General features: G+C 72.3%; 18 protein-coding genes. 5 read left to right on the top strand and 13 right to left on the bottom strand.

Going from position 1 to position 25,991, the window contains the following annotated elements:
* The first annotated feature begins 4 nt into the window (after window positions 1-4).
* Complete coding sequence (locus WMF27_RS25745; protein WP_437766234.1) at window positions 5-607, top strand: hypothetical protein; 603 nt, start codon at window positions 5-7, stop codon at window positions 605-607.
* Window positions 608-644: 37 nt separating this feature from the next.
* On the opposite strand, the gene WMF27_RS25750 is transcribed toward WMF27_RS25745, so the two are convergent.
* Entirely contained in the window at window positions 645-2,618 is a 1,974-nt protein-coding gene (locus WMF27_RS25750) for an ATP-binding cassette domain-containing protein (RefSeq protein WP_437766233.1), read from the bottom strand.
* 69 nt (window positions 2,619-2,687) lie between these two features.
* Between WMF27_RS25750 and WMF27_RS25755 the strand changes: the two genes are divergently transcribed.
* Window positions 2,688-3,362 (top strand): hypothetical protein, encoded by a 675-nt coding sequence (locus tag WMF27_RS25755; protein WP_437766232.1) that lies wholly within the window; start codon window positions 2,688-2,690, stop codon window positions 3,360-3,362.
* Between the two features lie 652 nt (window positions 3,363-4,014).
* On the opposite strand, the gene WMF27_RS25760 is transcribed toward WMF27_RS25755, so the two are convergent.
* From WMF27_RS25760 to WMF27_RS25800, 9 genes are all read right to left on the bottom strand, one after another.
* Window positions 4,015-6,483, bottom strand: coding sequence for a SpoIIE family protein phosphatase (locus WMF27_RS25760; RefSeq protein WP_437766231.1), 2,469 nt, complete (start codon window positions 6,481-6,483; stop codon window positions 4,015-4,017).
* A 20-nt stretch (window positions 6,484-6,503) separates the two neighbouring features.
* Window positions 6,504-6,881, bottom strand: a complete 378-nt coding sequence (locus WMF27_RS25765; RefSeq protein WP_437766230.1) for a hypothetical protein — start codon at window positions 6,879-6,881, stop codon at window positions 6,504-6,506.
* A 590-nt stretch (window positions 6,882-7,471) separates the two neighbouring features.
* A complete protein-coding gene (locus tag WMF27_RS25770; protein WP_437766229.1) occupies window positions 7,472-9,961 on the bottom strand; it encodes a SpoIIE family protein phosphatase in 2,490 nt (829 codons plus the stop codon).
* 17 nt (window positions 9,962-9,978) lie between these two features.
* The gene (locus WMF27_RS25775; protein ID WP_437766228.1) at window positions 9,979-10,356 is read right to left on the bottom strand and encodes a hypothetical protein; all 378 of its coding nucleotides are present in this window, start codon (window positions 10,354-10,356) and stop codon (window positions 9,979-9,981) included.
* Window positions 10,337-10,792, bottom strand: a complete 456-nt coding sequence (locus tag WMF27_RS25780) for a hypothetical protein (RefSeq protein WP_437766227.1) — start codon at window positions 10,790-10,792, stop codon at window positions 10,337-10,339. The genes WMF27_RS25775 and WMF27_RS25780 overlap by 20 nt, the downstream gene beginning before the upstream one ends.
* A 186-nt stretch (window positions 10,793-10,978) precedes the next feature.
* A complete protein-coding gene (locus WMF27_RS25785; protein WP_437766226.1) occupies window positions 10,979-13,462 on the bottom strand; it encodes a SpoIIE family protein phosphatase in 2,484 nt (827 codons plus the stop codon).
* Window positions 13,463-13,482: 20 nt separating this feature from the next.
* A complete protein-coding gene (locus WMF27_RS25790) occupies window positions 13,483-13,860 on the bottom strand; it encodes a hypothetical protein (protein WP_437766225.1) in 378 nt (125 codons plus the stop codon).
* Window positions 13,841-14,374: a hypothetical protein gene (locus WMF27_RS25795; protein WP_437766224.1), complete on the bottom strand. Its 534-nt coding sequence runs from the start codon at window positions 14,372-14,374 to the stop codon at window positions 13,841-13,843. The genes WMF27_RS25790 and WMF27_RS25795 overlap by 20 nt, the downstream gene beginning before the upstream one ends.
* Before the next feature lie 128 nt (window positions 14,375-14,502).
* Window positions 14,503-19,086: an nSTAND1 domain-containing NTPase gene (locus tag WMF27_RS25800; RefSeq protein WP_437766223.1), complete on the bottom strand. Its 4,584-nt coding sequence runs from the start codon at window positions 19,084-19,086 to the stop codon at window positions 14,503-14,505.
* Between the two features lie 139 nt (window positions 19,087-19,225).
* Between WMF27_RS25800 and WMF27_RS25805 the strand changes: the two genes are divergently transcribed.
* A complete protein-coding gene (locus WMF27_RS25805; RefSeq protein WP_437766222.1) occupies window positions 19,226-19,804 on the top strand; it encodes a Uma2 family endonuclease in 579 nt (192 codons plus the stop codon).
* 160 nt (window positions 19,805-19,964) lie between these two features.
* On the opposite strand, the gene WMF27_RS25810 is transcribed toward WMF27_RS25805, so the two are convergent.
* Both WMF27_RS25810 and WMF27_RS25815 read right to left on the bottom strand, forming a co-directional pair.
* Window positions 19,965-21,578: a DUF1552 domain-containing protein gene (locus WMF27_RS25810; RefSeq protein WP_437766221.1), complete on the bottom strand. Its 1,614-nt coding sequence runs from the start codon at window positions 21,576-21,578 to the stop codon at window positions 19,965-19,967.
* A complete protein-coding gene (locus WMF27_RS25815) occupies window positions 21,575-23,359 on the bottom strand; it encodes a DUF1592 domain-containing protein (RefSeq protein ID WP_437766220.1) in 1,785 nt (594 codons plus the stop codon). The genes WMF27_RS25810 and WMF27_RS25815 overlap by 4 nt, the downstream gene beginning before the upstream one ends.
* 291 nt (window positions 23,360-23,650) lie before the next feature.
* Here WMF27_RS25815 and WMF27_RS25820 point away from each other — a divergent pair, with 291 nt between their 5' ends.
* Window positions 23,651-23,788 (top strand): glucuronyl esterase domain-containing protein, encoded by a 138-nt coding sequence (locus WMF27_RS25820; protein ID WP_437943046.1) that lies wholly within the window; start codon window positions 23,651-23,653, stop codon window positions 23,786-23,788.
* Window positions 23,789-23,930: 142 nt separating this feature from the next.
* Window positions 23,931-24,119, top strand: a complete 189-nt coding sequence (locus WMF27_RS25825) for a hypothetical protein (protein WP_437766218.1) — start codon at window positions 23,931-23,933, stop codon at window positions 24,117-24,119.
* A 9-nt stretch (window positions 24,120-24,128) separates the two neighbouring features.
* On the opposite strand, the gene WMF27_RS25830 is transcribed toward WMF27_RS25825, so the two are convergent.
* Window positions 24,129-25,952, bottom strand: a complete 1,824-nt coding sequence (locus tag WMF27_RS25830) for a sigma 54-interacting transcriptional regulator (RefSeq protein ID WP_437766217.1) — start codon at window positions 25,950-25,952, stop codon at window positions 24,129-24,131.
* Window positions 25,953-25,991: the final 39 nt, after the last annotated feature.

Genomic DNA, 25,991 nt, shown 5'->3' on the forward strand with positions numbered 1-25,991 from the left:
CGCGATGAGCCCGCCCGTCCGCGAGGGGCGGCGACGCCTTGCCGTCGTCCTGTGGGGTGTCCTTGGCGTCGTGGCCGTCCTGGTCGAGGCCATCTGTCGTCTCGGCGCGACGGCGGCGCGCATCCTGACGGGGTACACGCTCACGACGGGACAGCTCGTCCTGCTCGCGGCCTGGACGGTCACGATCGCCTACTTCGAGGGGTACCGCGGCTTTCAGCAGCGCTTCTCGCCGCGGGTCGTCGCGCGCGCGCTCCACCTCGCCGAGCACGGGCGGCCCCTCCACGTGGCGCTGGCGCCGCTCTACTGCATGGCGCTCCTCCACGCGACGCGCCGCCGGCTGATCGCGACGTGGGCGCTCGTCGCGGGCATCGTGGCGCTCATCCTGCTCGTGCGGCAGATGCCCCCGCCCTACCGCGCGATCGTCGACGCGGGCGTCGCCTTCGCGCTCGCCTGGGGGGCCGTATCCATCCTCGTCTGGCTCGCGCGGGGGCTCGCGGGCCGCCCGCTGGGCATCTCGGCGGACGTGCCCGAAGAGGCGGGCCGCGCCGTCGACGCCGAGCACCTCGCCCGCCAGGCCGCGCGGGCAGGCGGTCCCTGCGATCCGTGAGCTCCGCGCGAGCGGGGGGACCGCGCGCGCGTCTTCGTCAGCCCGCCGCCGACCTCGAGGATCGCTGCAGCGCCTCGGCCAGAAGCGACCGATAGAGCGGCGAGCTCTCGCGGAGGGATTCGTGCGTGCCCACCGCCGCGACCCGACCGCCGTCGAGCAGCACGTTGAACGTCGACCTGAGGAGGTGCGGCGCGTGGGTCACGACGATGGCCGTGCGCCCGGCGGCGACCTCGCACGCCGTGCGGAGGACCGCCTCGGCGGTGGCGCCCGGCAGGCCCGCCTCCGGCTCGTCCAGCACGAAGACCCGCGGCTCGCGCAGCAGCACCCGCGCGAGCAGCAGCCGCCGCGCCTCACCGCCCGACAGGCTCGGCGGTGAGGCGCGCACCTCCGTTGCGAGGCCGCGCGCGGGCCGCGCCTCGCCCTCCGCCGGCGGCGCGCCAGCGAGTTCGTCGAGCTCCACCCGGAGGAGCGCCTCGCGCATGCGCTCCTCCGTGGGCGCGGGCTCGAGGCCGAGCGCCAGGTTGTCCGCGATGCTCCGCTCGAACAGCCGCGCCGATTGCCCCACCACCCCGAACAGCCGCGGGAGCTCCTCGGGCGGGATCTGCCGCAGATCCACGCCACCCACGGCGATCGCGCCCGACGACGGCTCGTCGAGGCGCAGGAGCAGGCGCAGGAGCATCGACTTGCCGCTGCCGGAGCGACCGCAGACGCCGACCACCGCTCCGGCGGGGATCGAGAGCGACACGCCGTCGAGGACGGGGCGGCTCGCGCCCGGCGGCGTGAACGTGACCCCCTCGAAGGCGATCGACAGGGGGCGCCTCGCCTCGCCGTCCAGCTGCACCGCGAGGCCGCCGGAGGGGCGCGGCGGGTGCTCGGGCAGGCGCAGCAGCGCGAGCGTCGCGCGCAGCAGGGGGGCGCGCTCGATGAAGCCGGCGCGGAGGGCGTCGAGCGCCTCGAGGCGCGCCATCAGCAGCGGCACCACGAGCAGGAGCTCTCCGACCTCGCCCGCGCCGGCGACCCCGCGAGAGGCCGCGAGCGCGGCGACGATGACGAGCGGCGAGAGCGCCGCGAGCGTGCCCTTGATCTGGCCGGAGACGGCGAGCGCCTGGCCGAAGCGGCGGCGCGCGTCCGCGACCCGGCGCGCGGCCACGGCGAGCTCTCCCTCGGCCTGGGCGCGCGCGCCGAGCAGGCGGAGGTCCTCCGCTCCCGAAAGCGCCTCGCCCACCGCGCCGAAGACGGCCGTGTCGGCGTGCTGCACCTCCCGCATCGCGCGCGCCACGCGGCCCGAGGCCCGGTCCGCCGCGAGGCGCGAGGCCGCGAACAGCGCCGCGCCGCCCGCGAGGACGAGGGCCATGCCGCTCGAGACCAGCGACCCGGCCAGGACCGCGAGCGTCGCGAGCGCCTGGGGCAAGCCGGTCGCGACGGCGATCGCGAAATCGGCGACGAGGCCGGCGTCCCGCGCGATCGCGAGCCGCACGACCTCCGCGCCCCGGACGGGCGGCGCGGGCCCGGCGCTCGGCGGCCGCGGCGCGGGCCCCGCCGCCTGCGCCGCGATGAGCGCGCGCCCGGCGGCGTCCACGTCGCGGGGCGAGGCGGAGAGCGCCGCCCGGAAGAGCGCGACGCGGAGCGCGGCGGTGAGATCGCCGCTTAGCTCCGAGCTCTTCCGGCCCGAGAGCACCGCCAGGGAGGCGGACACGAGCGTGGCGCCGAGCGCCGCGAGGACCACGGCCGCCGGCGGTGCGCCGGCGAGCAGCCGGGCGAGCGCGCCGCCGATGCCGCCCGAGGGCGGCGCCTCGCGCCCGGAGACGGCGCCGAGGGCCACGCCGGCGATCGCCGGGAGCAGGCCGGACAGCGCGCCCGCGAGCGACGACAGCGCCACGACGAGGGCGAGGCGCGCGGCGGCGCTGGAAGAGCCGCCGCGCAGGCCTCCCGAGGACGACGACGTGGGCGACACGCCCTCCTCGCGCAGCGAGCGAAGACCGATCCGCAGGATCGCGAGGAGCGCGCGCATCGACGTGCGATGCCACGGTACACTGCCGACGCCGTTGCGCGCGACGCGCATTCGATCGACGCTCTCCTCGTGCGCACCGCGCTCGTGGTCCTGCTCCCGCTGCTCGCGGCCTGCGAGCGCCCGCCGCCCGCGCCGCCGGCGGGGGCCGACGCCGGCGCGCTCACCCCCTGGGCGCGCGGTGCCGCCGCGTCGCTGGACGACCGCGGCGCCCGCCTCCGGACGGACAGCGCGCCGGCGGTGGGGTCCGTCGAGCCGGATGCGCTCGCAGAGATCCTCGCCGCCGCGCGGGAGGCCGCCCCCAGGCCGGCCGATGGCGTGAGCGTCGCGAAGATCGGCACGAGCACCGGCCTCCCGGCGCATTCCGCGCTCCCGCCGGAGCCGGCGCCCGCCCCCACCCCTGCCCCCCGCTCGCGCGTCGAGATCGGCGCGCCCATGGTGCAGGCCAACATGTCGAGCCCGGCGATCGAGAAGGCGGCGCGGGCGCAGCTCTACTGGGACCTCGTGCAGCGCTGCCGCGGCCCGGGCGGGAGCCTGCTGCCGCCTGACGCCATCCGGGTGGAGTTCAACGTCGACGCCGAGGGCTATATCGTGGTGCCGACGATCATCGGGAGTGCGTCCGACCCCCGCTACGACGAGGCGGCCACCTGCATGCGGCGGGAGCTGTCGGGCGCAGCGTTCCGCGCGCCGGCAGGCGCGCGCGGGCTCCCAACCCGGGTCGACGCCACCGTGCCTTCGGTCGACTGAGCCGGAGCGGATCCGGCGGGCATGCTGGCTGCCAGCTCCGGGCTGCCGGACCGCAGACCGCCGACCCGGGCTCGGGGCTACCCCCCGGGGCTACCCACCCGGGTTGGGTCGGACCGCTCACCCGGACCGCTCACCCGGGTTGGGTAGGTTGGGTCGCCCCGCCCCGACCGCACCCAGGTTCGAGGCTACCCACGCGGGTTGGGTCGGACCGCCGACCGCACCCAGGTTGGGTCGCCCCGCCCCGACCGCACCCAGGTTCGAGGCTACCCACGCGGGTTGGGTCGGACCGCCGACCGCACCCAGGTTGGGTCGCCGACCGCTGAAAGCGGAAAGCGAACCCGGGTCGGGGCGCCCAACCCGGGTCTCGCCCTCCCTCAACCCGGGTCGGGTCCACCGGGGTTGGGTCCACCGGGGTTGGGTCCACCGGGGTTGGGTCCACCGGGGTTGGGTCCACCGGGTCCACCCCACGATCTCCAGGCTCCGGCGCGCAGCCCCTCGCGTCCGCTGCCGCGCGCCGCACCGCGCGCAACGCCAGTCCAGCGCCCCACGCCGCCAGAGCGCCGCCGAGGACAGGACGTCTCCGTTCCTCCACGGCAGCGTCATCGAGCGCCGCCCTGCCGAGGCGACGCAGCGGCAACAGCAGCCGCCAGCGCTACGCCGGCGCGCGGTACCGCGCCACGACGACCGTGATGTCGTCGTCCGGGCTCGGGCACCACCCCTCGACCTCCCTCAGGATCCTGTCGCGGATCGCCTCGACCGGCGCGGTCTGCACGGCCTCGATGGCGGTGCAGAGCCGCTCCAGCCCGAACTGCTCGCGGTGCGCGTTGCGCGACTCCGTCACCCCGTCGCTGTAGAGCACGAGGACGTCCCCGTCCTCCAGGACGAACTGGGCGTCCCGCGTCACCTCGTCGATGACAGGCAACACGCCGATCCAGACGCCCGAGCTCGGGATGCACACGCACCGCCGCGTGCGCGCCGAGCACACGATGATGTCGTCGTGCGCCCCGGCGAACGTCACCCGCCCGCCCCGCTCGTACCGGAGCAGGAGCAGCGTCGCGTGCTCGTCCCGCTTCAGGCGGCCGCGCACGTTCTTGTAGAGCGCCTTGTTGAGCGCCGCGAGCAGCTCGCTCGGGCTCGCGCCCGGGTCCCTGCTCGTCAGCGCCGCCACCATGCTCTGGATCATCAGCATCACGAGCCCCGCAGCGAGCCCGTGCCCCGCGACGTCGCCGATCCCGAGCCACCCCCCCTCGGGCGTCGCGATGACGTCGTAGTAGTCGCCGCCCACCTCGGCCGCCGGCGTCATGGCCGCGGAGAGCTCCAGCCCCTCGATGTGCAGCTGCTCCGGCACCAGCGTCGTCTGGAGGCGCGCCGCGAGCACCGTCTCCTGCCGCTCGCTCTCCTGCTCCAGCCGCTCGCGCAGCTCCACCTGACGCACCATCTCCCGGTGCAGCGCCACCGTCTTCACCGCGGAGCCGATCTGGAGCCGCAGCGCGTCGTAGACCATCTCGTTCATGCCGCTGTTCAGCGCCATCACCCCGAAATACTCCGTGTCACCGAACGTGAGCGGCATCACGATGACGCTCGTGCGCTCGCTCGAGCTCAGGAACCCGGGAGGGGCCAGGGAGCGCGACGGGAAGCTCTCGGTCGGCGGCGTCACCGCGTGGCCGTCCTCCATCAGGAACAGCGTCTTCAGGGTGGCTCGCTGGGCGTCGTCGTAGAGCGAGACGGCGGCGCGCGTGAAGTGCAGCCTGGGCATCTCCGAGGCCAGCATGCGCTGGAAGAGGGGCAAGCTCAGGCACGTCGAGAACCACCGCCCGCTCCAGCTCAGATCGATCGAGGCGACCTCGACGTCGAGGCGCTGCCGCCCCTCGACGCGCACGGACGCGCTCCCGATGAGGACGCGGCACGCATGCCACAGCTGCTCCAGGGCCTCGTTCACGGCGGCGTCGCCCCCCTCCTCGACCGGCCGCCGGAGCCGCGCGCGCAGGAGCGTCACCACGCCCTGGAACAGATCGAGGAACACCCCCTCGCGCCCGGCCGTGTCGAGGACGCGCTCCAGCACGTGCAGGAAGCACCCGTCGTGGCCCTCGAGCTCCTCTTCCAGCGCCGACAGGAGCCCGCCGGCCCAGCCGTCGAGCGACGCGGCCGGGATCCCCACCGCCTGCTCGATCGCGCGCTCCAGCTCGTCGCGCCGGCCGCCGAGCGACATCGCCCCGAGGCGCGGCGGGTTCGTGAGCGGCCGCATCGCGACCGCCTGGTACGCGCAGCCGCAGGACTCGCGCCGCGTGAGCTCGATCTGCTGCATGTTCCGATCGGGGACGGACTCGCCGTCGAGCACGCGCACGACCGTCTCGAGCGCGATCTCCCCGAGCCGCTTGATCGGCTGGCGAACCGTCGTCAAGGACGGCTTCGCGTAGCGCGCCACGCCCACGTCGTCGAAGCCGCACACCAGGATGTCCCTCGGCACGTGGAGACCCCGCGACTTCAAGAGCTCTATCGCGCCGAGGGCCATGTTGTCGTTCGCCGCGACCACGGCGTCGATCTCGACCCCGCGGTCCAGGATCTCGGCCATCGCGGTGCGGCCCGTGTCGATCGTGAACTGGCCGCTCGCGACGAGGCGCTCGTCGTACGGGATCGCGCGCGCGGCGAGCGCCTTGCGGAACGCGTCGGCGCGGATCCTCGCCTCCTCGTTGTTGACCGGCCCGCCGATGTACGCGACGCGCCGGCACGCGTGATCGTCGAGCAGGTGGCCGGTCGCCATCTCGATCCCGAGGCCGTTGTCCACGAGGATGCTCGGGATGCCCTCCAGCGGGATCCCGATGCTGCAGAGGGGCATCGGCGCGTAGTCCTGGCAGAAGCGCTGCACCCCCTCGGCGCCGACGAAATTGCAGAGCGTCGCCGACGCGACCACGATGCCGTCGACCGCCTCCGCGCTGACGAGGCGGTAGATGCTGTTCTGGGCGGCCTCGGAGGGACCGTGGGCGGAGAGCGTCTCCCCGACGGCGATCACGAGGTTGACGTCGTGCGCCTCGGCGGCGCGCTCGACCCCGATCCGCAGCGCGGATTGGTACTCTCCGCGCACATAGTCCATCACGAGGGCGATCGTCCGGCGCTTCTTCATCTTGTCCTGCGGCTCTCCGGTCAGGTGTCCTCGATCGAGACCAGCTCCGGAGCCATGCGCTCGAGCGCCGCCAGGCTCCGTCTTTGCCATCCCAGCCGCGCGTCCGTCCGGAACTGCACCTTGCACTTCAGCCCCTGGCCCGCGAGCCCGCAGATGAAGCTGATGAACGCTTTCAGACAGCTCGAGTTCAGAAAGTAAAGAGCCCTTATATCGAACTGCACCGCGCTGATGGAGAGGCGCATGACCTCTCCCTGGAGGGCCTTGAGGCAAAGGCCGAGCGGCGGCGCCGCCGCCATGTCGCCCGTGCCGGTGAGCCTGACGCCGAGGGTGTCGTCCCTCAGGGTCGGCTCGATCCCGAAGCTGTCCGTGACGACAGGCTCGACCCGTAAACCGCTCATCTCCCCTCCATCCCGCGACCGGCCCCTGCGCGATGATCGTCAGCCTGTTCCCCTCGATCGCGCAGTCCACGTCGAGCCCGCCCTCCGCGCGCACCCGCGCGAGGCCGAGCCCCGACACCCCGTCTACCATCGCCGTCTCACAGATGAGCTCGTCATAGTGCTTCACAGGATCGCTCGCCGACCTCAGCGCGGAGAGCCGCCGCTCCACCTCGCGCAGCCGCTCCGGCGACGCCTCGTTCCGCGCGCGGATCACGAGGACCCGCGCGCCCTCGCCCCCCTCCAGCGCCAGCGCGAGGCTGACCTCCGGGCCGGACGAGTACTTGATGAGGTTCTCGACGAGCTCGTGCGCGGCCATGTAGAACCGCGAGCTCGCACTCTCATCGTCCAGCACCATTCCGCAGAAGCTGGACACCAGCCGTAACACCGCGCTAGCCATCCGTTCACTCGGGAAAAACGTGATGCACAAGAACGGTGAAGCGTCCTGGCTCAGTCCGGAAGCTAACACGGTTCACGCAGCGTACGTAATTCTTGCACCGGATCCAATCCCCCTTGGTCGGCCGTGTGCCCATGTAGGCGAGCGAACGATCGCGTCAGGGCTGCCGGGGGGCGCGGTACCTCGCCACGACGACCGTGATGTCGTCGTCGGGGCTCGGGCACCACCCCTCGACCTCCTTCAGGATCCTGTCACGAATGGCCACGACGGATTCGGTCTGGACGGCCTCGATGGTGGTGCAGAGCCGCTCGAGGCCGAACTGCTCATGGTGGGCGTCGCGCGCCTCGGTCACTCCATCGCTGTAGAGCACGAGGACGTCGCCGTCCTCCAGGACGAACTCGGCGTCTCGCGTCAACTCGCGGATGGATGGCAACGTGCCGATCCAGACCCCCGAGCTCGGGATGCACACGCAGCGGCGGGTCTTCGCCCGGCACACGAGGATGTCGTCGTGCGCCCCGGCGAACGTCACCCGCCCGCTCCGCTCGTACCGCAAGAGGATCAGCGTCGCGTGCTCGTCCCGCATCATGCGGCCACGGACGTTCTCGTACAGCGCCGCGTTGATGGCCGAGATCACCCTGGCGGGGCTCGCCCTCGGGTCCCTGCGCGTCAGCGCCGACACCATGCTCTGGATCATCAGCATCACGAGCCCCGCCGCGAGCCCGTGCCCCGCCACGTCGCCGATCCCGAGCCAACCGCCGTCGGCGGTCGCGAGCACGTCGTAGTAGTCGCCGCCCACCTCGGCGGCCGGCTTCATGACGGCGCAGAGCGAGAGCCCCGCGACCGACAGCCGCTCCGGGACCAGCGTCGTCTGGATGCGCGCCGCGACGACGCTCTCCTGGCGGACCCTCTCCTGCTCCAGCCGCTCGCGCGCCTCCACCTGACGGACCATCTCCCGGTGCAGCGCCGCGGCCTTGGTCGCGGAGCCGATCTGGAGGCGGAGCGCGTCGTAGATCAGCTCGTGCGCGCCGCTGCTGAACACCGCGACACCGAACTTCTCCTCGTCGCCGAACGCGACGGGGAGCACGATCATGGTCGTGCGCTCCCGGCCTCCCAGGAACCCGTCGGGCGCGAGGCGCCGCGCCGGGAAGCTCGCCGCCGGCGGGTCCACCTCGCGGCCGTCCTCCATCAGGAAGAGCGACCTCATGACACCTCGCTGCGCCTCGGGAGCGTCGTCATACAGCGACACCGCGGCCCGCGATATCCCGAGGACCGGCAGCTCCGACGCGAGCACGCGCTTCAGGCCGGGCAGGCTCAGGCACGTCGAGAAGCTCCGCGCGCTCCAGCTGAGGTACGTCGCCGCGAGCTCCACGGTCAGCCGCCGCTCCCCCTCGACGCGCATCGACGCGCTCGAGATCACCATGCGCGACACGTGCCAGAGCCGCTCGAGGGCATCGTAGAGAGCGACGCCCCCGCCGACCGACGGCGGCCGGCCGAGCCGCTCCCGGAGCACATCGATCATGCCCTGGAAGTGATCGAGGATCGCGCCCGCGCGCCCCGCCGCGTCGAGGAGCGCCTCGAGCGCGTGCCGGAAGCGGTTCTCCCGCCCCGCGAGCTCGTCCTCCAGCGCCGACAGGAGCTCGCCAGGCCAGCCATCGAGCGAGCCAGTCGGGATGGCCACGCTCCTCCTGAGCGCGGTCTCCAGCGACTCCCGCCGCGCCGCGACCAGGGACGCCCCGTCGCGCGGCGCCGAGGCCGACGGCGCGAGCGAGGCGCTCGCCTGAACCCGGCAGCCGCACGACTCACGGCACGTGAGCTCGACGTCGAGGAGCGCCACGTCCTCGACGACCTCGCCGTCGAGCATGCGCAGCATCGTGTCCATCGCCTGGGCCCCGAGCCGCTTCATGGGCTGGCGAACGGTGGTGAGCGACGGCTTGGAGAAGCGCGCGATGAAGGCGTCGTCGAAGCCGGACACGAGGATGTCCTGCGGGACGCGGAGCCCCCGCTCCGCGAGCAGCTCGATCACGCCGAGGGCCATCTTGTCGTTGGCGGCCACCACCGCGTCGACCTCGACCCCGCGGTCCAGGATGTCGCGTATCGCGACGCGGCCGCTGTCGATCGTGAACGCGCCCACCGCGAAGAGGCGCTCGTCGAACGGGAGGCCGCGCCCCGCGAGCGCCCCCCAGTAGGCGTCGGCGCGCGCCTTGGCCTCCTCGTTGTTGGCCGGCCCGCCGACGTACGCGATGTTCCGGCGCCCGTGGACGTCGAGCATGTGCCCGACGGAGAGCTCGATCCCGAGGCCGTTGTTCACGATGAGGCTCGGGATACCGTCGACCGCCATCCCGATGCTGAAGACGGGCAGCGGCGCGTAAGCCCGGAAGAACTCGCGCATCCCCTCGATGCCGATGTGATGGCAGAGGGTCGCCGAAGCGACGATGATGCCGTCGACCGTCTCCGGGCTGATGAGCTGATAAACGCTGTTCTGGGCCGCCCCCCCCTCGCCGGGCAGCGCGAGCGTCTCTCCGAAGGCGATGATGAGATTGACGTCGTGCGCCTCCGCGGCGCGCTCGATGCCGAAGCGCACCTCGGACTGGTAGTCTCCCCCGACGTAGTCCATCAGGAAGGCGATCGTCCGGCGCTTCTCGCTCATCTCCCGCGGCTCTCGCGTCAGGTGTCGGCGATGGAGACCAGCTCCGGAGACATGCGCTCGATGGCCGTCAGGCTCCGCCGTTGCCAGCCCAGCCGCGCGTCGGTGAGGAACTCCACCTTGCACTTCGGCCCCTGGCTCGCGAGGGCGGCGATGAAGCTGATGAACGCCTTCAGGCAGCTCGAGTTGAGGAAGTAAAGGGCCCTCACGTCGAACTCGATGGCGCTCACGCGGAGGCGCGCCGCCTCGGCGTGGAGGTCCTTGAGCAGCAAACCGAGCGGCGCGACCGCCGCCATGTCGCCCGTGCCGGTGAGCTTGACGCTGAGGGTGTCCTCCCTCAGGGCCGGCTCGATCCCGAAGCTGTCCGTGACGACGGGCTCAACCCTTAAGCTGCTCATCGACCCTCCACCTCCCCACCGGCGCGTGCGCGATGATCGTCAGCTCGTTGCCCTCGATTGTATAGTCCACGTCGAGCCCGCCCTCCGCGCGCACCCGCGCGAGGCCGAGCCCCGACACCCCTTCTACCATCGCCGTCTCACAGATGAGTTCGTCATAGTGCTTCACAGGATCGCTCGCCGCCTTCAGCTCGAAGAGCCGCCTCTCCACCTCGCGCAGCCGCTCCGGCGACGCCTCGTTCCGCGCGGAGATCTTCATCACGCAGGAACTCTCGCGCTCCTCCAGCGCGAGCTCGAGGCTGACCTTGGGGCCCGAGGAGTACTTGATGATGTTCTCGGCGAGCTCGTGCGCGGCCATGTAGAACCGCGAGCTCACGTTGGCGTCGTCCAGCACCATGCTGCAGAAGCTGGACACCAGCCGAAGCACACTGTTGGCCATACGCTCGCTCGGATGGAACGAGATGCATAGAAACAGTGACCCGTTCAGACTCGGTTCGGACACTGACACGATTGGCGCAGCGTACGTGGTTCTCAACCCGGATCCAATCCCTTCTGCTGACACCGACGATAGCGCTCATGTAGGAAAGCGGGCGGTCTAAGGCCACAGTTGCCACAGTTGCCACAATTACAGCCATCGAGGCGCGCTGTACCTCGCCACGACGACCGTGATGTCGTCATCGGGGCTCGGGCACCAGCCCTCGACCTCGCCGAGGATCCGGTCCCGGATCGCCTCGGCGGGCGCGCTCTGGGAGGACTCGATGGTGGAGCACAGCCGCTCGAGGCCGAACTGCTCGTGGTGCGCGTTGCGCGCCTCCGTCACGCCGTCGCTGTAGAGCACGAGGACGTCCCCGTCCTCCAGGACGAACTCGGCGTCTCGCGTCATCGCGTCGATGGCGGGCAGCGCGCCGATCCAGACGCCCGAGCTCGGGATGCACACGCAGCGGCGGGTCTTCGCGCGGCACACGATGATGTCGTCGTGCGCCCCCGCGAACGTCACCCGCCCGCTCCGCTCGTACCGCAAGAGGAGCAGCGTCGCGTGCTCGTCCCGCTTCAGCCGACTGCGGACGTTCTCGTACACCGCCCCGTTCACCGCAGAGAGGATGTCCCCGGGGCTGGCGCGCGGGTCGTTGCGCGTCAGGGCCGAGATCATGCTCTGGATCATCAGCATCACGAGCCCCGCCGCGAGCCCGTGCCCCGCGACGTCGCCGATCCCGAGCCACCCGCCCTCGTCCGTCGCGAGAACGTCGTAGTAATCGCCGCCGACCTCGGCGGCCGGCTTCATGAGGGCGGAGAGCTCGAGGCCCTCGACCGAGAGCTGCGCCGGCACCAGCGTCGTCTGGATGCGCGCCGCGACGACGCTCTCCTGGCGGACCTTCTCCTGCTCCAGCCGCTCGCGCAGCTCCACCTGCCGCACGACCTCCCAGTGCAGCGCCGCGGCCTTGACCGCCGAGCCGATCTGGAGGCGGAGGGCGTCATAGACCATCTCGTTCGCGCCGCTGTTGAGCACCGCGACACCGAACTTCTCCTCGTCGCCGAACGCGACGGGGAGCGCGATCATGCTCGTGCGCTCCCGGCCTCCCAGGAACCCTTCGGGCGCGAGGCGGCGCGCCGGGAAGCTCTCCGCCGGCGGCTCCAGCTCGCGCCCGTCCTCCATCAGGAAGAGCGCCTTCATCGTGGTGCGCTGCGGGTCGTGCGCGGTGTCGTAGAGCGACACAGCGACCCGCGAGAACTGCATCCGCGGCAGCTCCGACGCCATCATGCGCCGCAGGATGGGCAGGCTCAGGCAGGTCGAGAAGCTCCTCGCGCTCCAGCTCAGGTAGAGCGACGCGAGCTCCACGTTGAGCCGCTGCTGTCCCTCGGCGCGCACCGACGCGCTCCCGATGACGATGCGCGAGGCGTGCCAGATCCGCTCGAGCGCCTCGTCGAGGACCGCGTCCCGGAGGGCCCCGTGGCCCCGGCGGAACTGCTCGCGGAGCAGCGTGATCATGCCCTGGAAGTGCTCGAGGATCGCGCCCTCGCGCCCCGCCGCGTCGAGGAGCGACTCGACCGCACGCAGGAAGCGGCCCTCGGTCCCCGCGAGCTCCTCCTCCAGCGCCGAGAGGAGCAGGCCGGCCCAGCCGTCGAGCGATCCGGCGGGGATCACGACGCTCTTCTCGAGCAGGCGCTCCAGATCGCCCCGCTGGCCAGCGGACGGGAGCGGCGCGCTCCACGCCTTGCTCGGGGGCGCGCCGGCGGGCTCCACCTGGTACCCGCAGCCGCAGGACTCGCGCAGCGTGAGCTCGACCGGGAACAGGTTGTACTCGGGGACCGGCTCGCCCTCGATCATGCGCACGATGATGTCCACGGCGCGCGCGCCGATGCGCTTGATGGGCTGGCGGATGGTGGACAGCGACGGCTTCGCGAAGCGCGCGATGACGGCATCGTCGAAGCCGCACACGGGGAGGTCCTTCGGGACGCTCAGGCCGTGCGCCTTGAGCTCCTCGATGGCCCCGAGCGCCATGTTGTCGTTGGCGGCGACCACGGCGTCGAAGGCGACCCCGCGCCCGATGATCTCCCGCATCGCGGCGCGCCCGGTGTCGATCGTGAAGCTGCCGAACGCGACGAGGCGCTCGTCGGCGCGGAGCGAGCGGTCCGCGAGCGCCCTCCGGTAGGCGTCGGCGCGGACCTCCGCCTCCTCGTTGCTCGGCGGCCCGCCGATGTACGCGACGCGCTGGCACCCGTGGTCGTCGACGAGGTGTCCGACCGAGAGATCGAGCCCGAGGCCGTTGTCGACCAGGAGGCTCGGGATGCCGTCGATCGCCATCCCGAGGCTGCAGATCGGCAGGGGCGCGTAGGACCGGCAGAACCGCTTCATCCCCTCGATGCCGACGTGGTGGCAGAGCGTCGTCGAGGCGACGATGATGCCGTCGACCGTCTCCGCGCCGATGAGGTGATACATGCTGTTCTGGGCCGTGCTGGCCGCACCGGGGAGGGCGAGCGTCTCGCCGAAGGCGATGATGAGATTGACGTCGTGCGCCTCGGCGGCGCGCTCGACGCCGAAGCGCACCTCGGACTGGTACTCGCCTCGTACGTAATCCATCAGGAGGGCGATGGTCCGGCGCTTCTTCATCGTGTCCTGCAGTGCTCGCCTCAGACGTCCGCGATGGAGACCAGCTCGGGGGACATGCGCTCGAGCGCCGTCAGGCTCCGCCGCTGCCACCCCAGCCTCGCGTCCGTGAGGAACTGCACCTTGCACTTCAGCCCCTGGCCCGCGAGCCCGCAGATGAAGCTGATGAACGCCTTCAGGCAGCTCGAGTTCAGAAAGTAAAGAGACCTTACGTCGAACTCCACGGCGCTCACGGAGAGGCGCACCACCTCCGCCTGGAGGGCCTTGCAATAGGAGCCGAGCGGCGCGGCCGCCGCCATGTCGCCCGTGCCGGTGAGCTTGACGCTGAGGGTGTCCTCCCGCAGGGCCGGCTCGATCCCGAAGCTGTCCGTGACGACGGACTCAACCCTCAAGCTGCTCATCTCCCCTCCATCTCCCAACCGGCGCGTGCGCGATGATCGTCAGCTCGTTCCCCTCGATCTTGTAGTCCACGTCGAGCCCGCCCTCCGCGCGCACCCGCGCGAGGCCGAGCCCCGACACCCCGTCTACCATCGCTGTCTCATGGATAAGCTCGTCGTAGTGCTTCACAGGATCGCTCGTCGTCTTCAGCTCGAGCAGCCGCCTCTCCACCTCGCGTAGGCGATCGGCAGAGGCCTCGTTCCGCGCGCGGATCTTCAGGATACAGGAGCTCTCGGCCTCCTCCAGCGCGAGCTCCAGGCTGACCTTGGGGCCCGTCGAGTACTTGGTGATGTTCTCGGCGAGCTCGTGCGCGGCCATGTAGAACCGCGAGCTCACGTTCGCGTCGTCCAGGATCATCCCGCAGAAACTGGACACGAGCCGCAGCACCGCCGTCGCCATGCGGTCGCTCGGGAAGAACGTGATGCAAAGGAACAGAGATGCATTCAGGTTCGGTTCGGACGCGGGCACGATTGCCACAGCCTACGTCGTTCCCGCAGCGGAGCCAACGCCTTCTGCTCTCGCGCGAGCGCGCGGGTGAGGGCAGACCCTACAATACGGCGCGCGACGGCGGGCTCTGGTTTTGACCTGGCGCGTCGGCCGCGGCCTCACTGGTGCGCGACGAGCCGCTTGCCCTGGGCCCTCAGGTTCGACACCGCCTCTCCGACGCGCTGGGCGAGCGGCAGCCCCCGGGGTACCACGAGGCCGGTCGCCCCGCCCACGCGGCCGAAGGACCATGAGAGCACCGAGCCGTCGGCGTCCCACGGCGCGAGCCGCTCGCGGCCGTCGGACGGCATGGCGCCGACGATCTCGTGCCGCTCCAGGTCGAGCGCCCCGATCCGGTCCGCCGACGAGAGCAGCAGCGTCTTGCCGTCGGGCGCGGCGGCGATGTCCTCCCACTCCGCCCCGCTCACGCCCTCGAGCACCCGCTCCGTGAGGCCGGCGCGGCGGATCACGACGACGCCCGTCGCGTCCGCGAAGGCCGCGTCCCCCGGCAGGGGGCCGTCCGCGATCGCGGTCGCGCGCGGCGTGGCGTACCCGAGGACCCGCACCTCGCCCCGCGCCTCGTCGATGCGCGCCAGCGCGCCCGAGCTGAACGCCAGCCACAGCCCGGGGCCGACGTCGCCCCGCGCGGCGCTCGGGCGCGCCTCGTAGACATAGCCGTCGGTCACCGCGATCGTGCGGGACGACAGGTCGCGGAGCGACGTCGCGACGACGTTTCCGTCGAGCTCCTGCGTGAACAGCGTCCGGCAGGCGGCGTCGACGCCGAGCACCAGCGCCGGCGCCCTCGGCACCACCTCCACCGTCGCGCCGGTCGTCGCGTCGAACAGCGTCCACACCCCCTCGTCCCGCCGGTACGCCATGAGCCGGCCGTCGTCGCAGGCGCGCAGCAGGTGGCCCCGCCGCGCGGCCGTGCGGCGCCGCGAGCCCTCGTCGTACAGGCGCACCTCGCCGCCGATCTCGAAGGCGACGGCGCCCCCGCGCCGCAGCGCCGCGGAGGCGGAGGCGGCCGCGCCGCGCACCTCGGGGCTCCCCTCCGGGTCGAGCCCCTCGAACCCGAGGAGGCGCTCCGCGGCGGGCGCGCCCGGGCTGAACAGGACGAGGTCGCGCGTGAGCACGCGCCGGTCCGGCAACCGCCACCCGCCGAGGAGCGCGTGCGGGCCGACGTCGCGCTCGACGATGTCGGCCATCTCGCCGCGCGCGCGCAGCGGCCGCGGCGCGCCCTTGCCCGGGGACGCCTCGCACGGCGAGCCCTCGGGCGGCGGATCGCCCGCGGCGCGGCCGCCCTTCCGGAGGTAGTGCCAGACGCTGCCGCCGCTGCCGCACACGCCCAGATCGAGCCCGCCCGCGTCCCAGCGCGCCGACGCGGGCGCCGGATCCGTGTCGAGCTCGAAGAGCGGCGCCTCGGGCCGGTCGAGGGCGTAGATCGACGTCCTGCTCTGCTGCACGAGCGCGATCACGGGCTCGCGCGGGCCGAAGCGGCCGAGCACGGCGGGCGCGCCCAGGGTGATCTCCGCGCCCGCGCCGCCGCCGGGCCCCCAGAGCAGCGCCCTGCGCCCGAGCACCGCCGCCACGTGCGCGCCGTCGGGCGAGACGCCGAGCACGTTGCCGCGGAACGGGTGCCGATCGACCGCCTCGGCGCCGCCGCCGCGCCGCATGTCCCAGCGCGCGATCCCGCCGTCGGTCGAGCAAGCGAGGACGGGCGCCGCCTCGGCCGCGTGGACGGCGCTGCTGCAGCGCACCGGCGCGACCGCGGCCAGCGCGACGGTGCCGCCCTCCCGCAGCCGGAAGACGCGGACCTCGCCGGTGACCGAGCGCGTCGCGAGCGCCGTGTCGAACGCGAACGGCACGCGCTCCACGTGCGGGGCGTCGTGCGGCCGCAGCGCGAGGACGCGCGGCGATTTGGCGCGCTCGATGCTCTCCGGGTCGGCGTCGAGCGCCACGTCGTCGATGACCTCCGGGTCCGGCGGGCGCAGGTCGGCGACGAGCAGCGAGCCCCCGGGGCCGCCGGCGATGACCCACCGATCGTCCCACGGCAGCGCCGGCCCCACCACGCCGTCGACGGTCAGGAAGCGCGCGCGCGGCAGGCCCACCGCGGCCGACGCGAGATCGAGCGGCAGCGCCGCGTCGTCCGCGCGCCGCGCGAGGGCCGCGGCGATCCACGCGGCGCGGTGGTACGGGTCCTCCGTGCGGCGCGCCTTGCCGATGAGCTCGGCCAGCTCGGCGCGCTCCTCGGCCTCGCGCGCCTTGGCCTCGGTCTGCGCCTGGCGCGCCGCGACCCACCGCTCGGCCACGAACGCCGAGGCGACGGTGAGCCCGAGCGCCAGGGCCGCGCCGATCTTCTTGGCGCGCTGGGCGCGGGCGTGCCGGAGGCTCTCGCGCACGAGCGCCTGCTCGCGCCGCGGCAGCCGCGAGGCGAAGGCCGCGCTCTTGCGCACCTGCTCGAGCAGGTCGCGGCGCAGGAGGAGATCGCGGCTCTCGCCGGAGCGATCCCACACGTCGGCGGCCTCGCGGAGGCGCTCGAGCAGGATGAGCCGCTCCATGTGCAGCGCGCGGGTGGCGGCGGCGTGCGGCCAGCTCGAGACGAGCGACTCGTGGGCGAGCTCCACGGACCTGTCGCGGCGGACGAGCAGGCGCGCGCGCTCGAGGGCGCCGAGGACGCGGTCGACATCGTCGGGCGGCGCGCCGACGGCCTCGGCGAGCTCCGCCTCGGCCCAGCGGACGCGCGACCCGTCCATCGCGCCGAGCCGGAGCAGCGCCTCGTCGGCGATCGCGCGGTCCTCCGGGGCGAGGGCGGCGAGGGCGGCGTCGGCGTGCCGCGCGAGGGCGCCGCGCACGCCGCCGAGCTCCTGCCAGGCCTCGCCGCTCAGCGCGCCGCGCGGGTCGCGCGCGCGCTCCCACCACGCCGCGAGGGCGAGCGCGATGAACGAGAGCGCCGCGCCGCCGCTCCGGAGCTCGCGCTGCGCCTCGGCCGCGACCTGGGCGAGCCCGCGCACCTCGGCGCCGGCGAGCTTCGCCGGGCCCGCGACGAGGTCCTTCACGGCGGCGGCGGCGGGCAGCCCCACGTAGCGCAGCGCGGCCCGGAGGCCCTCGCCGGCCGGCGTCGCGAGGAGGGCCGCGGTGCGGTCGTCGGCCTCGTCGAGCACGCCGATGAGCCGGAGGCCTCGCCGCGGCTCGCCGGTCGCGAGCGCGCCCACGAGGGCGGCGAGGCGCCCGTCGCCGAGGGGCGCGATGGGGTCGACGACCAGCGCGACGCCGACGGCGGACGCCATGCAGAACCGGGTGAGGGCGTCGACGTCCGCGGCCTCGAGCTCCGGCGAGACGGCGGCGAGCGCGCGGGCGAGGGCGCCGTCGGGGTCGCCGCCGGGGGTGAGGCGCGCCTCGATCCAGTCGTCCTTCTGGTCGACGTGGCGGCGCGCGAGGTGGGGCACGAGCCCCGCGGAGGCGAGCGAGCTCTTGCCCGATCCGCGCGGCCCCTGGAGCACGACGCACGGCTCGAACTCGAGCTCGCGCCCGAGGCGCGCGGTGTCGTCGTCGCGCCCGAACAGGAGCCCCTCGTCGGTGGACGAGAGCGGCGCGAGGCCCCTGTACGGCCGATCGGGGACGCCGTGGGGCCGCTCCCAGACCTCGTCGATCAGCTGCGTCAGCTTCCCTGGCGCGACGCGCCGGTGCGCTGGATCGACCGACAGGAGCCGCTGGAGGAGCGCGACGAGGCCGCGCGGCAGCCGCGCGGGGTCGCGCTCGAGGTCGCGCATCGTGCCGCGCAGGGTCGCGGCGCGGAGCTCGGTCCACCAGGCGGAGACGCTCGCGGGGTCGGAGCAGTCGTCCGGCTCGTCGGGCACGGCGTGCGGGAGGCGCCCGGTGGCGAGCTGCGCGATGCAGACGGCGAGCGCGTAAGCGTCGGTGGCGGCGGTCGGCTCGGCCATCTCGAGCACCTCCGGCGCCATGAAGCCCGGTGTTCCGATGACGCCGCGCGCGGCGGCGGGGCTGTCCGCGCCGGCGAAGGCGCGGCGCGTGGAGGCGTAGACGTCGCGCTCGGCGAGGAAGGCCGCCGTGCCGAGGTCGCTGCCGCCGCTGTCATGGCCGCCGCCGACGGCGACGGCGGGGGCGCGGGAGACGGGGGCGCCTGCGCGCCGCGAGATGCCGAAGTCGAGGACCTTGAGGGCGCCGTCCTGGGTGAGGAACAGGTTGGCGGGCTTGAGGTCGAGGTGGACGACGCCGCGCGCGTGGATGACGTCGAGCGCGCCGGCGACGTCGCGGGCCCAGGCGACGACGCGGCGCCAGGGGATGCGGCGGCGGAAGCGGATCAGGTCGGCGAGGTTCCGGCCCTCGAGCAGCTCCATCGAGACGAACGGGGTCCTCGGCGCGCCGTGGAGGATGCCGGCGGCGTAGATGGTGACGAGCGACGGGTGGCGGAACGAGGCGAGGAGCTTGGCCTCGTCGGCCCAGTCGGCGGCGTCGGCGAAGTCCGACACGAGGAGCTTGAGGGCGACCTCGCGGAACGGCGCGCCGTCGGGCAGGAGCTCCTCGGCGCGCCACACGTCGCCGAAGCCGCCGCGCCCGAGGCGGACGCGGAGCCGGTAGCGGCGGTCGAGCACGTCGCCGGGGGCGTGCGCCAGCGCGCCCGCGGGCATGGGCACCGGGCCCGGATCGCGGGAGGAGCTCCCCTCGTCGACGAGCGTGCGGTCCATCGCGAGACGACGGTACCACCGGCGCGGCGCGAGGTGGACGGTCCCGCTCACCGCGGCCCCCGGCGCCGCGTCAGTCCGCCCGGCCGCGCGTGGACACCGCGCGTGGACATCGGAAGCCCGGCGCGCGACACTGCCGCACATGGGAGAAGCCGCGCCGCGAAGGAAGCTCTCGCCGGGAGAATACCTCGATCTCGAGCGCGCATCGGAGGTGAGGCACGAGTACGCCGGCGGCGAGCTCTTCGCGATGTCTGGCGGCACGTTCGAGCACAGCGCCGTCGCCGCGAACATCGGCCGACTGCTCGGCAACGCGCTGGGCGAGCGCGGATGCGTAGCGCTCAACTCCGACATGCGCATCAAGATCCCCGCCGCGGATCGCTACGTCTACCCGGACGGCTCGGTCGTCTGCGGCCGCCCCGAGTTCGAGGACGAGCGGCGCGACACCCTCCTGAACCCGGTCCTCGTGATCGAGGTGCTCTCCGACTCGAGCGAGGCGTACGATCGCGGCGACAAGTTCGCGCATTACCAGACCGTGGCGTCGATCCGAGAGGTCGTCCTGGCGTCACAGAAGGCGCCTCGCATCGAGGTGTTCGCGCGCCAGGCCGACGGGAGCTGGGTGCTCCGCGTCTATGGCCCCGGCGCTCGGGCTGCGCTGTCGTCGGTGGGGTGCGAGCTCGGCGTGGACGACGTGTACCGGGGCGTGCTCGCGGCCGCCAGATGAGCTTCATGATGCAGGCCATCGCGCGCCTGCAGGGACGGACGCGCCCGCCGGCGAGGTGAGGGTCGGGCCGTCACGCTCGAGCCGATCGTCGGAGTCGAGGCGCGCCGACGGCGCACTCGTGCGCGTGCTGGCCCGGGCCTGCGGCGGACTTTCGGTCGCCTCACGCCTTGATGGCGTCGAGCTCCCCCGGCTTGCTGATGCCAGGCCCGTCGGTGACCTTGCCTGCGCCGTCGGTGGTGAACGACGGCCCGCTGCCGCCGAAGCCAGCCGCGACCGCATCCGAGACGCCGAAGCGATCGACCGGAGTCCAGTCAGCCGTCCCGGCGCCGAGCGCGTTGATCAACGTCGTGTAGAGCTTGTTCAGCGGGACGGTTCCGCCCGAAGAGCCGGTGTTGCCGCTGTTGTTCTCGCCCTCCGCGCCGCTCGAGCAGGTGGCTTCGCTGTTGCCTGCCTCGAGCTTCCCGCCAGCGACGTTCACCGAGACGCCCTGCTTGAGGTAACCGCCGGCGCTGCCGGCGATCACGATGGGCAGGTTGTTGTTGTTGTGCGCGTTGCCGTCGGCGAGCTCCGGCAGCCACATGACCGCGGAGTTGTCGAGCATGGTGCCGCCCCCCTCCTCGATGCTGTCGATGGTCTTGACCAGCTTGGCGTAGCGACCCGCGTACCAGCGGTCGATCTCGTGGATCTGCTCGATGACGCCGCTCACGCACTGGCCGCCGACGGCGGCGCTCCCGTTCCGGTGCGAGAGCCCGTGATGATCGTGGGTGTGCGCGATGCCGTCCCACTTGAACGTCACGAATCCCGGCCACTGGAGCACGATGGATCGGTTGCTATCGCACATCATCGTGAGGGCGATGAGTCGGATCATCATCTCGCTGCCGAGCGTGTACACCTTCTCGTTGTTGGGGAAGCCGCCGCCGCGAGCGGGGTAGCCCGCCTCCGTGAGGGCGGCGTCCGTGACGCCGAGCGCGGTCGCCGATTCCGCGGTGCAAGCAGAGGGGATGACGCGCTGCTCCGTCTCGCGGAGCAGGGAGAGCCAGTCGTCGATCTTCTTCCGATCGGCGCCGCTCATCTTGCGGGCCTTGTAGGCGTTCAGGTCACGGCTCACCAGGTCGATGATGCTCTCGCCGCGAGCCACGCGATAATCCGCTTCGGTCTCGGAGCCGCTCGCGAAGAGCCCGGTCAGGCTGCTGTACACCGTGCGCGCGTTGGTCACGGGCGCGTACGGCGTCTTCGGCGCCGAGTACGACACGATGCCCTTGACGTTCGTGAAGGCATTGCCGACGGAGAGCACGAGCGGGACCTTGTTGGTGCCCGGGTTGAAGCGCTGCGCGATCTCGTGGTCGAGCGAGTGCGACAGCGCCCAGTGATCCCCGGTGGGATCGATCGGCGCGCAGGTCAGCTTGCTGCCCATGGCCTGATCGTGGGGATCGAAATATTCCGTGCCGTCCACCTTGTTGTTGAAGCCGTTCAGCGGCATCGCGAGCCCGCGCGGGAAGAGCAGCTTCGACGCGAAGGGCGCGAGCGCGGCGAGGGTCCGGGGCTTATCGTCCGCCTGCGTCGTCTCCAGGGACGCCGCGGTGACGTTCCCGGCCCCGTTCTCGATCCCCGTCGGGAACCACCGGTTCGTCAGGCAACCGTTGTTGGTGTAGAAGATCACCAGGCGGCGCGGCGACGGCGCCTCCTGCGCTCGCGCCGAGCGGCCGAGCGAGTTCAAGAAGGGGACGGCGAGCGCCGCGCCGCCAATTCCGCGCAGGAACAGTCTTCGGTTCACGGCTCCACCTCCGCCTGCAGGGCACGAACTCGGAACGATTGACTCTGTGTGAGGTCCGCGATGAGGTCGAGCACCGTGTAGCCGCCCTGGGTGAGCTTGGCGGTCAGCTCGTCCACGGTGCACGAGTCCTCGTTGTTCAGCTCGCGCTGGTAGGCGAACGAGACCCACTTTCGCACGTAGCACGTGTGCGCTGCCGGGGAGCTCGCGATGGCCTCGGAGAGCGCCACCGGGCCGTCGACCGCCACGACGTCCTCGCCCACGCCGACGTCCACCCGCGTGTCGATGGGCGCGCCCGAGAACGATTCGGTCTGCTGGTAGGCGCCCAGGGCGTCATACGCCTCGAACGCGAAGCCCGCCGGGTTGATGTACGTGTGATGGCAGAACTTGCAGGAGTCTCCCGCCGTCTGCGCGTCGACCCGAGCGCGGTTGGTCGTGAGGCTCGCGTCGGTGGGCAGCGGCGTGCCTTCCACCATCGGGGGCGGCGGCGGGATGTCCGCGCAGAGGACCTCCTTCTGCAAGAACGCCCCGCGCAGGATGGGCGACGTCCGGTCGTACCCCGAGTGCGACACCAGGAAGCCCAGGCGCGTGAAGAGGCCAGAGCGCTGCGTCGGGTCGAGCTCGACCGGCACGAGCTCCGCGCCGTTGAACTCCGCAGGATCCAGGTCATAGAGCGGCGCCAGGGAGGCGTTGACGAAGCCCACCGGCGTGGTGACCAGATCCTGGAACGTCCCGGCCTGATCGAAGACCACGTGCTCGATGAAGCGATCGGTCTCCTCCGACAGGAGCGGGATCATCGACGCCTTGAAGTCCGGGAAGGCGGCCGGATCACGCTGGATATCCGACCAGCGCGTGCCGGGGCCCATGTGGAGGTAGAGCTCGTGGAAGGCCTTGACCATCCCGCGGCTCTTGGGATCCGCCAGCATTCGCTGCGCCTGCGCGAGGATCTGCTCCGGCGTCTGCAGCGCGTCTTCGTCCGCCGCGGCGAACAGCGCGTCGTCCGGCATGGTCCCCCAGATCAGGTACGAGAGGCGCGACGCCACCTCGTGGCTGTTCAGCACGAAGTACTCGCCCTCGGGCTTCTCGCTGATCTCGGCGCGCATCAGGAAGGAGGGCGAGAGCAAGAAGCCTTCGATGATCAGCTGGGCGCCGTCCTCGAACGAGCCGGTCGGCGTGAGCGCCTGGCGGCGAGCGTAGAGGGCCTGGAAGAGCCCCCTCTCCTCCTCGGTGAGCGGCCGCCGGAAGGCGCGCCGTCCCAGCGCATCGATGAGCTGGTGCGCGCACGCCGTGCCGTCGCCTGCCGGCGTGCACGGGATGGTCTTGGCGCGCGCCCTGGCGTCCGCCATCACCGCCGCCGCCACCGTCGCCGCGGCGGTCTTGTACCCGTCCCACGCGCGCTGATCGACGCTCCCGACCCCGTCCGGCGCGAGCATCGACGACGGCTGGTTGTCGATGCCGACCAGATCGCGAATCGTGTTGTCGTATTGCGCCCTCGTCAGACGCGGCAGCGCCGACGTTCGCGGGACGCCCGGCACACACACCGTCGGCTCGACGCCGGGGCCGCCCCCCGCCGAGCCGTTCCCTCCGGCGCCGTCTCCGGTTCCAGACCCGTTGCCAGAGCCGCTCCCAGGCCCATCGCCAGACCCGCTCCCGGGCCCGTCGCCAGAGCCGCTGCTCGCCTCTGGGTCATCGCCGCCGCCGATCATCGCGGTGCAACCGCCCATGGCGGCGTAACTCGCCGTGAGCAGCACAGGAACGATGAACCGTCTCGCCCACGTGTTCATGGAACTCACCTCATCCGAGGGATTCTCACATCGAGCATCGCCCACGCATCAGGATGCCTTGTTGCGGGCCGCAGATCACGAGTTTTCTCGTATTTTCGTCTTGGCGCAAGTTTGCTTTCGCCCGGCAAATCCGCTGGTTTGCAAGGCGCCGGGGCGAGGCGCGTGAGTCGAATTTCGACTTCTCTTGTGATACAGAAATTATTGCGTGAGAGTGGCATGACATTGTGAGCGTTCACATGGACATCGACGTACAGCGGACAGCGCCACGCGACGCTCCCGTTCGATCATCACATGGTCATGGGCCTCGTCGCTCCGTGCGCGCTGCTCGTCGTCGACAATCGAATCGATTGGCTCGGCATCGACAGCACCTTCACGGCCGGGGCCATCGCCCACGCGATCTGGGACGGGCTAGAGCGACAAACGGGTTGAAACTGCCTGAAAAGCGCAGAATTTCGAACCGCCAAGACGCCATAAGACGCCAAGATTTTTGTGTTTTTGGCGTCTTATGGCGTCTTGGCGGTTCATTTCTCGCTTGATCGACGCGATCGATGTTCTAGGCGTGCCCGACAGGATGGCTTACTCACAGCTCGGCGGCCATGAGCACTGCCAGTTCCCCGCGCAGCAGAGGGCGATCCTCGAGGCGTATGTGAAGAAGTTCCTCGTCGGGGGCGGCACCGACGACACCAACTTGCTCGAGAGCGACGGGGCGAAGGCCGACCTCGGCCGGTGGATGACGTGGACGCCGCCGAACCTCCAGTGACCGCCGGGCTCACCCGTCGCGGAAGCCGAGCCCGAACCGGTCGATGCGCCGCTTGATCATGACCCGGGTGATCCCGAGCAGCCGCGCCGCCTCGGACAGGTTGCCGCGCGCCGCCTTGAGCGCCTCCTCGATGAGCCGCCGCTCCGTCGAATCGAGCGCCGCGAACTGCTCGGCGAGGGACATGCCTTCGCGCCCCACCGGCGCCTCCCTGGGGCCCTTGCGGATCCGCGAGCTCAGGTTGTGCAGATCCACGATCGGGAGCTCGGCGTCGATGGCCGCCCGCTCCATCTCGTTGCGGAGCTCCCGGACGTTGCCCGGCCAGCTGTACGCCTTCAAGGCCGCCAGGGCGGCCGGCGTGAACTCCATCTCCCGCTTGCCCATGCTCGACGCCGCCGCCCGGAGCAGCGCCCGCGCCAGGAGCTCGATGTCGTCGCCGCGCTCGCGCAGCGGGGGCACCGACAGCTCGACCACGTTGAGCCGGTAGTAGAGGTCCTCGCGGAACCGCTTGTTGGCGATCTCCTCGGCGAGGTCCTTGTGCGTGGCCGATACGACGCGCACGCTGACGTGCACCGGCCTCTCGGCGCCCAGCGGATGGATCTCCCCCTCCTGGAGCGCGCGGAGGACCTTCGCCTGCGCGGCGAGGCCGAGATCGCCTATCTCGTCGAGGAACAGCGTCCCGCCGTCGGCCAGCACGAACTTGCCGCGCTTCTTCGCGACGGCGCCCGTGAACGCGCCCTTCTCGTGGCCGAAGAGCTCGCTCTCGACCATCGACTCCGGCATCGCGGCGCAGTTCAGCGCCACGAACGGGCCCGCCGCGCGCGGGGACACGCTGTGGAGCGTGCGCGCGACGAGCTCCTTCCCCGTCCCGCTCTCGCCCTGGATGAGCACGTGGGCGGTGGACGCGCCGTACTTCTGGATCTCGAGCTTCAGCTGTCGCATCGGCTCGCTCGCGCCGATCAGCTCGCTGGCCGGGCCGCCTGGCCCGAGCGCCTCGGCGAGCGCTTCCATCTGCCGGTAGCGCTGCGCGCTCTCGAGCGCCGCCGCGGCCAGGTGCCCGAGCGCCAGGAGAAAATCGAGATCCTGCGGCGTGAAGAGCGCCGGCCGCTGCCGCGCATCGACGTACAGGAAGCCGAGGAGGAGCGAGCCCGCCTGGAGCGGGACCGCCATCGCCGTCAGGATCCCCTCCCGCACGAGGGTCTTCGGGGCGCCGCGCTCCCCGGTGTTGTGGAAGATGACGCCCTCGCGCCGCACCGTGACCGCCTCGAGGAGCGTGCGGCTCACGGCGATGTCGTCGGCCCCCGGACCGCCCGCGCGCGTCCGCGCGACGCGGCGGAAGCCCCGCGCGCCCGGCTCTGCGAGGCCGACCAGGGCGCGCTCGCAGCCGAGCGCGTCGAGGATGGCCTGGAGCATCCTGCCGAGCAGCTCGTCGCGGTCCGCGAGGCCGAAGGCGGCGCGGCTCAGCTCGTAGACGAGCTCGAGGCGGCGGTCGCTGTCGTGGCGCAGGGGCGCGAGGGCCGCCGTGGCTTGCTGGTGGACCATCTCCGGCTCCCCGTCCTCGCGGAACGCGAGCAGGGTGTTGCCCGCCTGGATGCGGTCGCCGACGTTGAGGAGGTGGGTCGTGATCCTGACGGTGTTGACCAGCGTGCCGTGCGTCGACCCGAGATCCTCGACGAGCCAGCCCTGCTCCGATCGGGTGAACCGGGCGTGGAAGCGCGAGACCTGGTGATCGTCGAGCACGACGTCGTTCTGCTCGCTCCTGCCGAGGCGGAGGCCTTCGCGGAGCGGGAGCGTGTACGACACCTGGCCGGGTTCACGGACGACGAGGTAGGGCATGGGCGCGGGCGTCGGAGCCCGCGCCATTGTCGCCCACGA

The sequence above is a fragment of the Sorangium sp. So ce281 genome, from assembly GCF_051527395.1.
GTDB classification, from domain to species: Bacteria; Myxococcota_A; Polyangia; order Polyangiales; family Polyangiaceae; genus Sorangium; species Sorangium cellulosum_B.

Coding starts and splice junctions, on each gene's coding strand:
- WMF27_RS25790 (WP_437766225.1), bottom strand. CDS start 13,860: ATGAGCAGCTTGAGGGTTGAGTCCGTCGTCACGGACAGCTTCGGGATC.
- WMF27_RS25780 (WP_437766227.1), bottom strand. CDS start 10,792: ATGGCCAACAGTGTGCTTCGGCTGGTGTCCAGCTTCTGCAGCATGGTG.
- WMF27_RS25820 (WP_437943046.1), top strand. CDS start 23,651: ATGGTCATGGGCCTCGTCGCTCCGTGCGCGCTGCTCGTCGTCGACAAT.
- WMF27_RS25805 (WP_437766222.1), top strand. CDS start 19,226: ATGGGAGAAGCCGCGCCGCGAAGGAAGCTCTCGCCGGGAGAATACCTC.
- WMF27_RS25800 (WP_437766223.1), bottom strand. CDS start 19,086: ATGGACCGCACGCTCGTCGACGAGGGGAGCTCCTCCCGCGATCCGGGC.
- WMF27_RS25830 (WP_437766217.1), bottom strand. CDS start 25,952: ATGCCCTACCTCGTCGTCCGTGAACCCGGCCAGGTGTCGTACACGCTC.
- WMF27_RS25775 (WP_437766228.1), bottom strand. CDS start 10,356: ATGAGCAGCTTAAGGGTTGAGCCCGTCGTCACGGACAGCTTCGGGATC.
- WMF27_RS25760 (WP_437766231.1), bottom strand. CDS start 6,483: ATGAAGAAGCGCCGGACGATCGCCCTCGTGATGGACTATGTGCGCGGA.
- WMF27_RS25750 (WP_437766233.1), bottom strand. CDS start 2,618: ATGCGCGCGCTCCTCGCGATCCTGCGGATCGGTCTTCGCTCGCTGCGC.
- WMF27_RS25765 (WP_437766230.1), bottom strand. CDS start 6,881: ATGAGCGGTTTACGGGTCGAGCCTGTCGTCACGGACAGCTTCGGGATC.
- WMF27_RS25745 (WP_437766234.1), top strand. CDS start 5: ATGAGCCCGCCCGTCCGCGAGGGGCGGCGACGCCTTGCCGTCGTCCTG.
- WMF27_RS25785 (WP_437766226.1), bottom strand. CDS start 13,462: ATGAAGAAGCGCCGGACCATCGCCCTCCTGATGGATTACGTACGAGGC.
- WMF27_RS25825 (WP_437766218.1), top strand. CDS start 23,931: ATGGCTTACTCACAGCTCGGCGGCCATGAGCACTGCCAGTTCCCCGCG.
- WMF27_RS25770 (WP_437766229.1), bottom strand. CDS start 9,961: ATGAGCGAGAAGCGCCGGACGATCGCCTTCCTGATGGACTACGTCGGG.
- WMF27_RS25815 (WP_437766220.1), bottom strand. CDS start 23,359: ATGAACACGTGGGCGAGACGGTTCATCGTTCCTGTGCTGCTCACGGCG.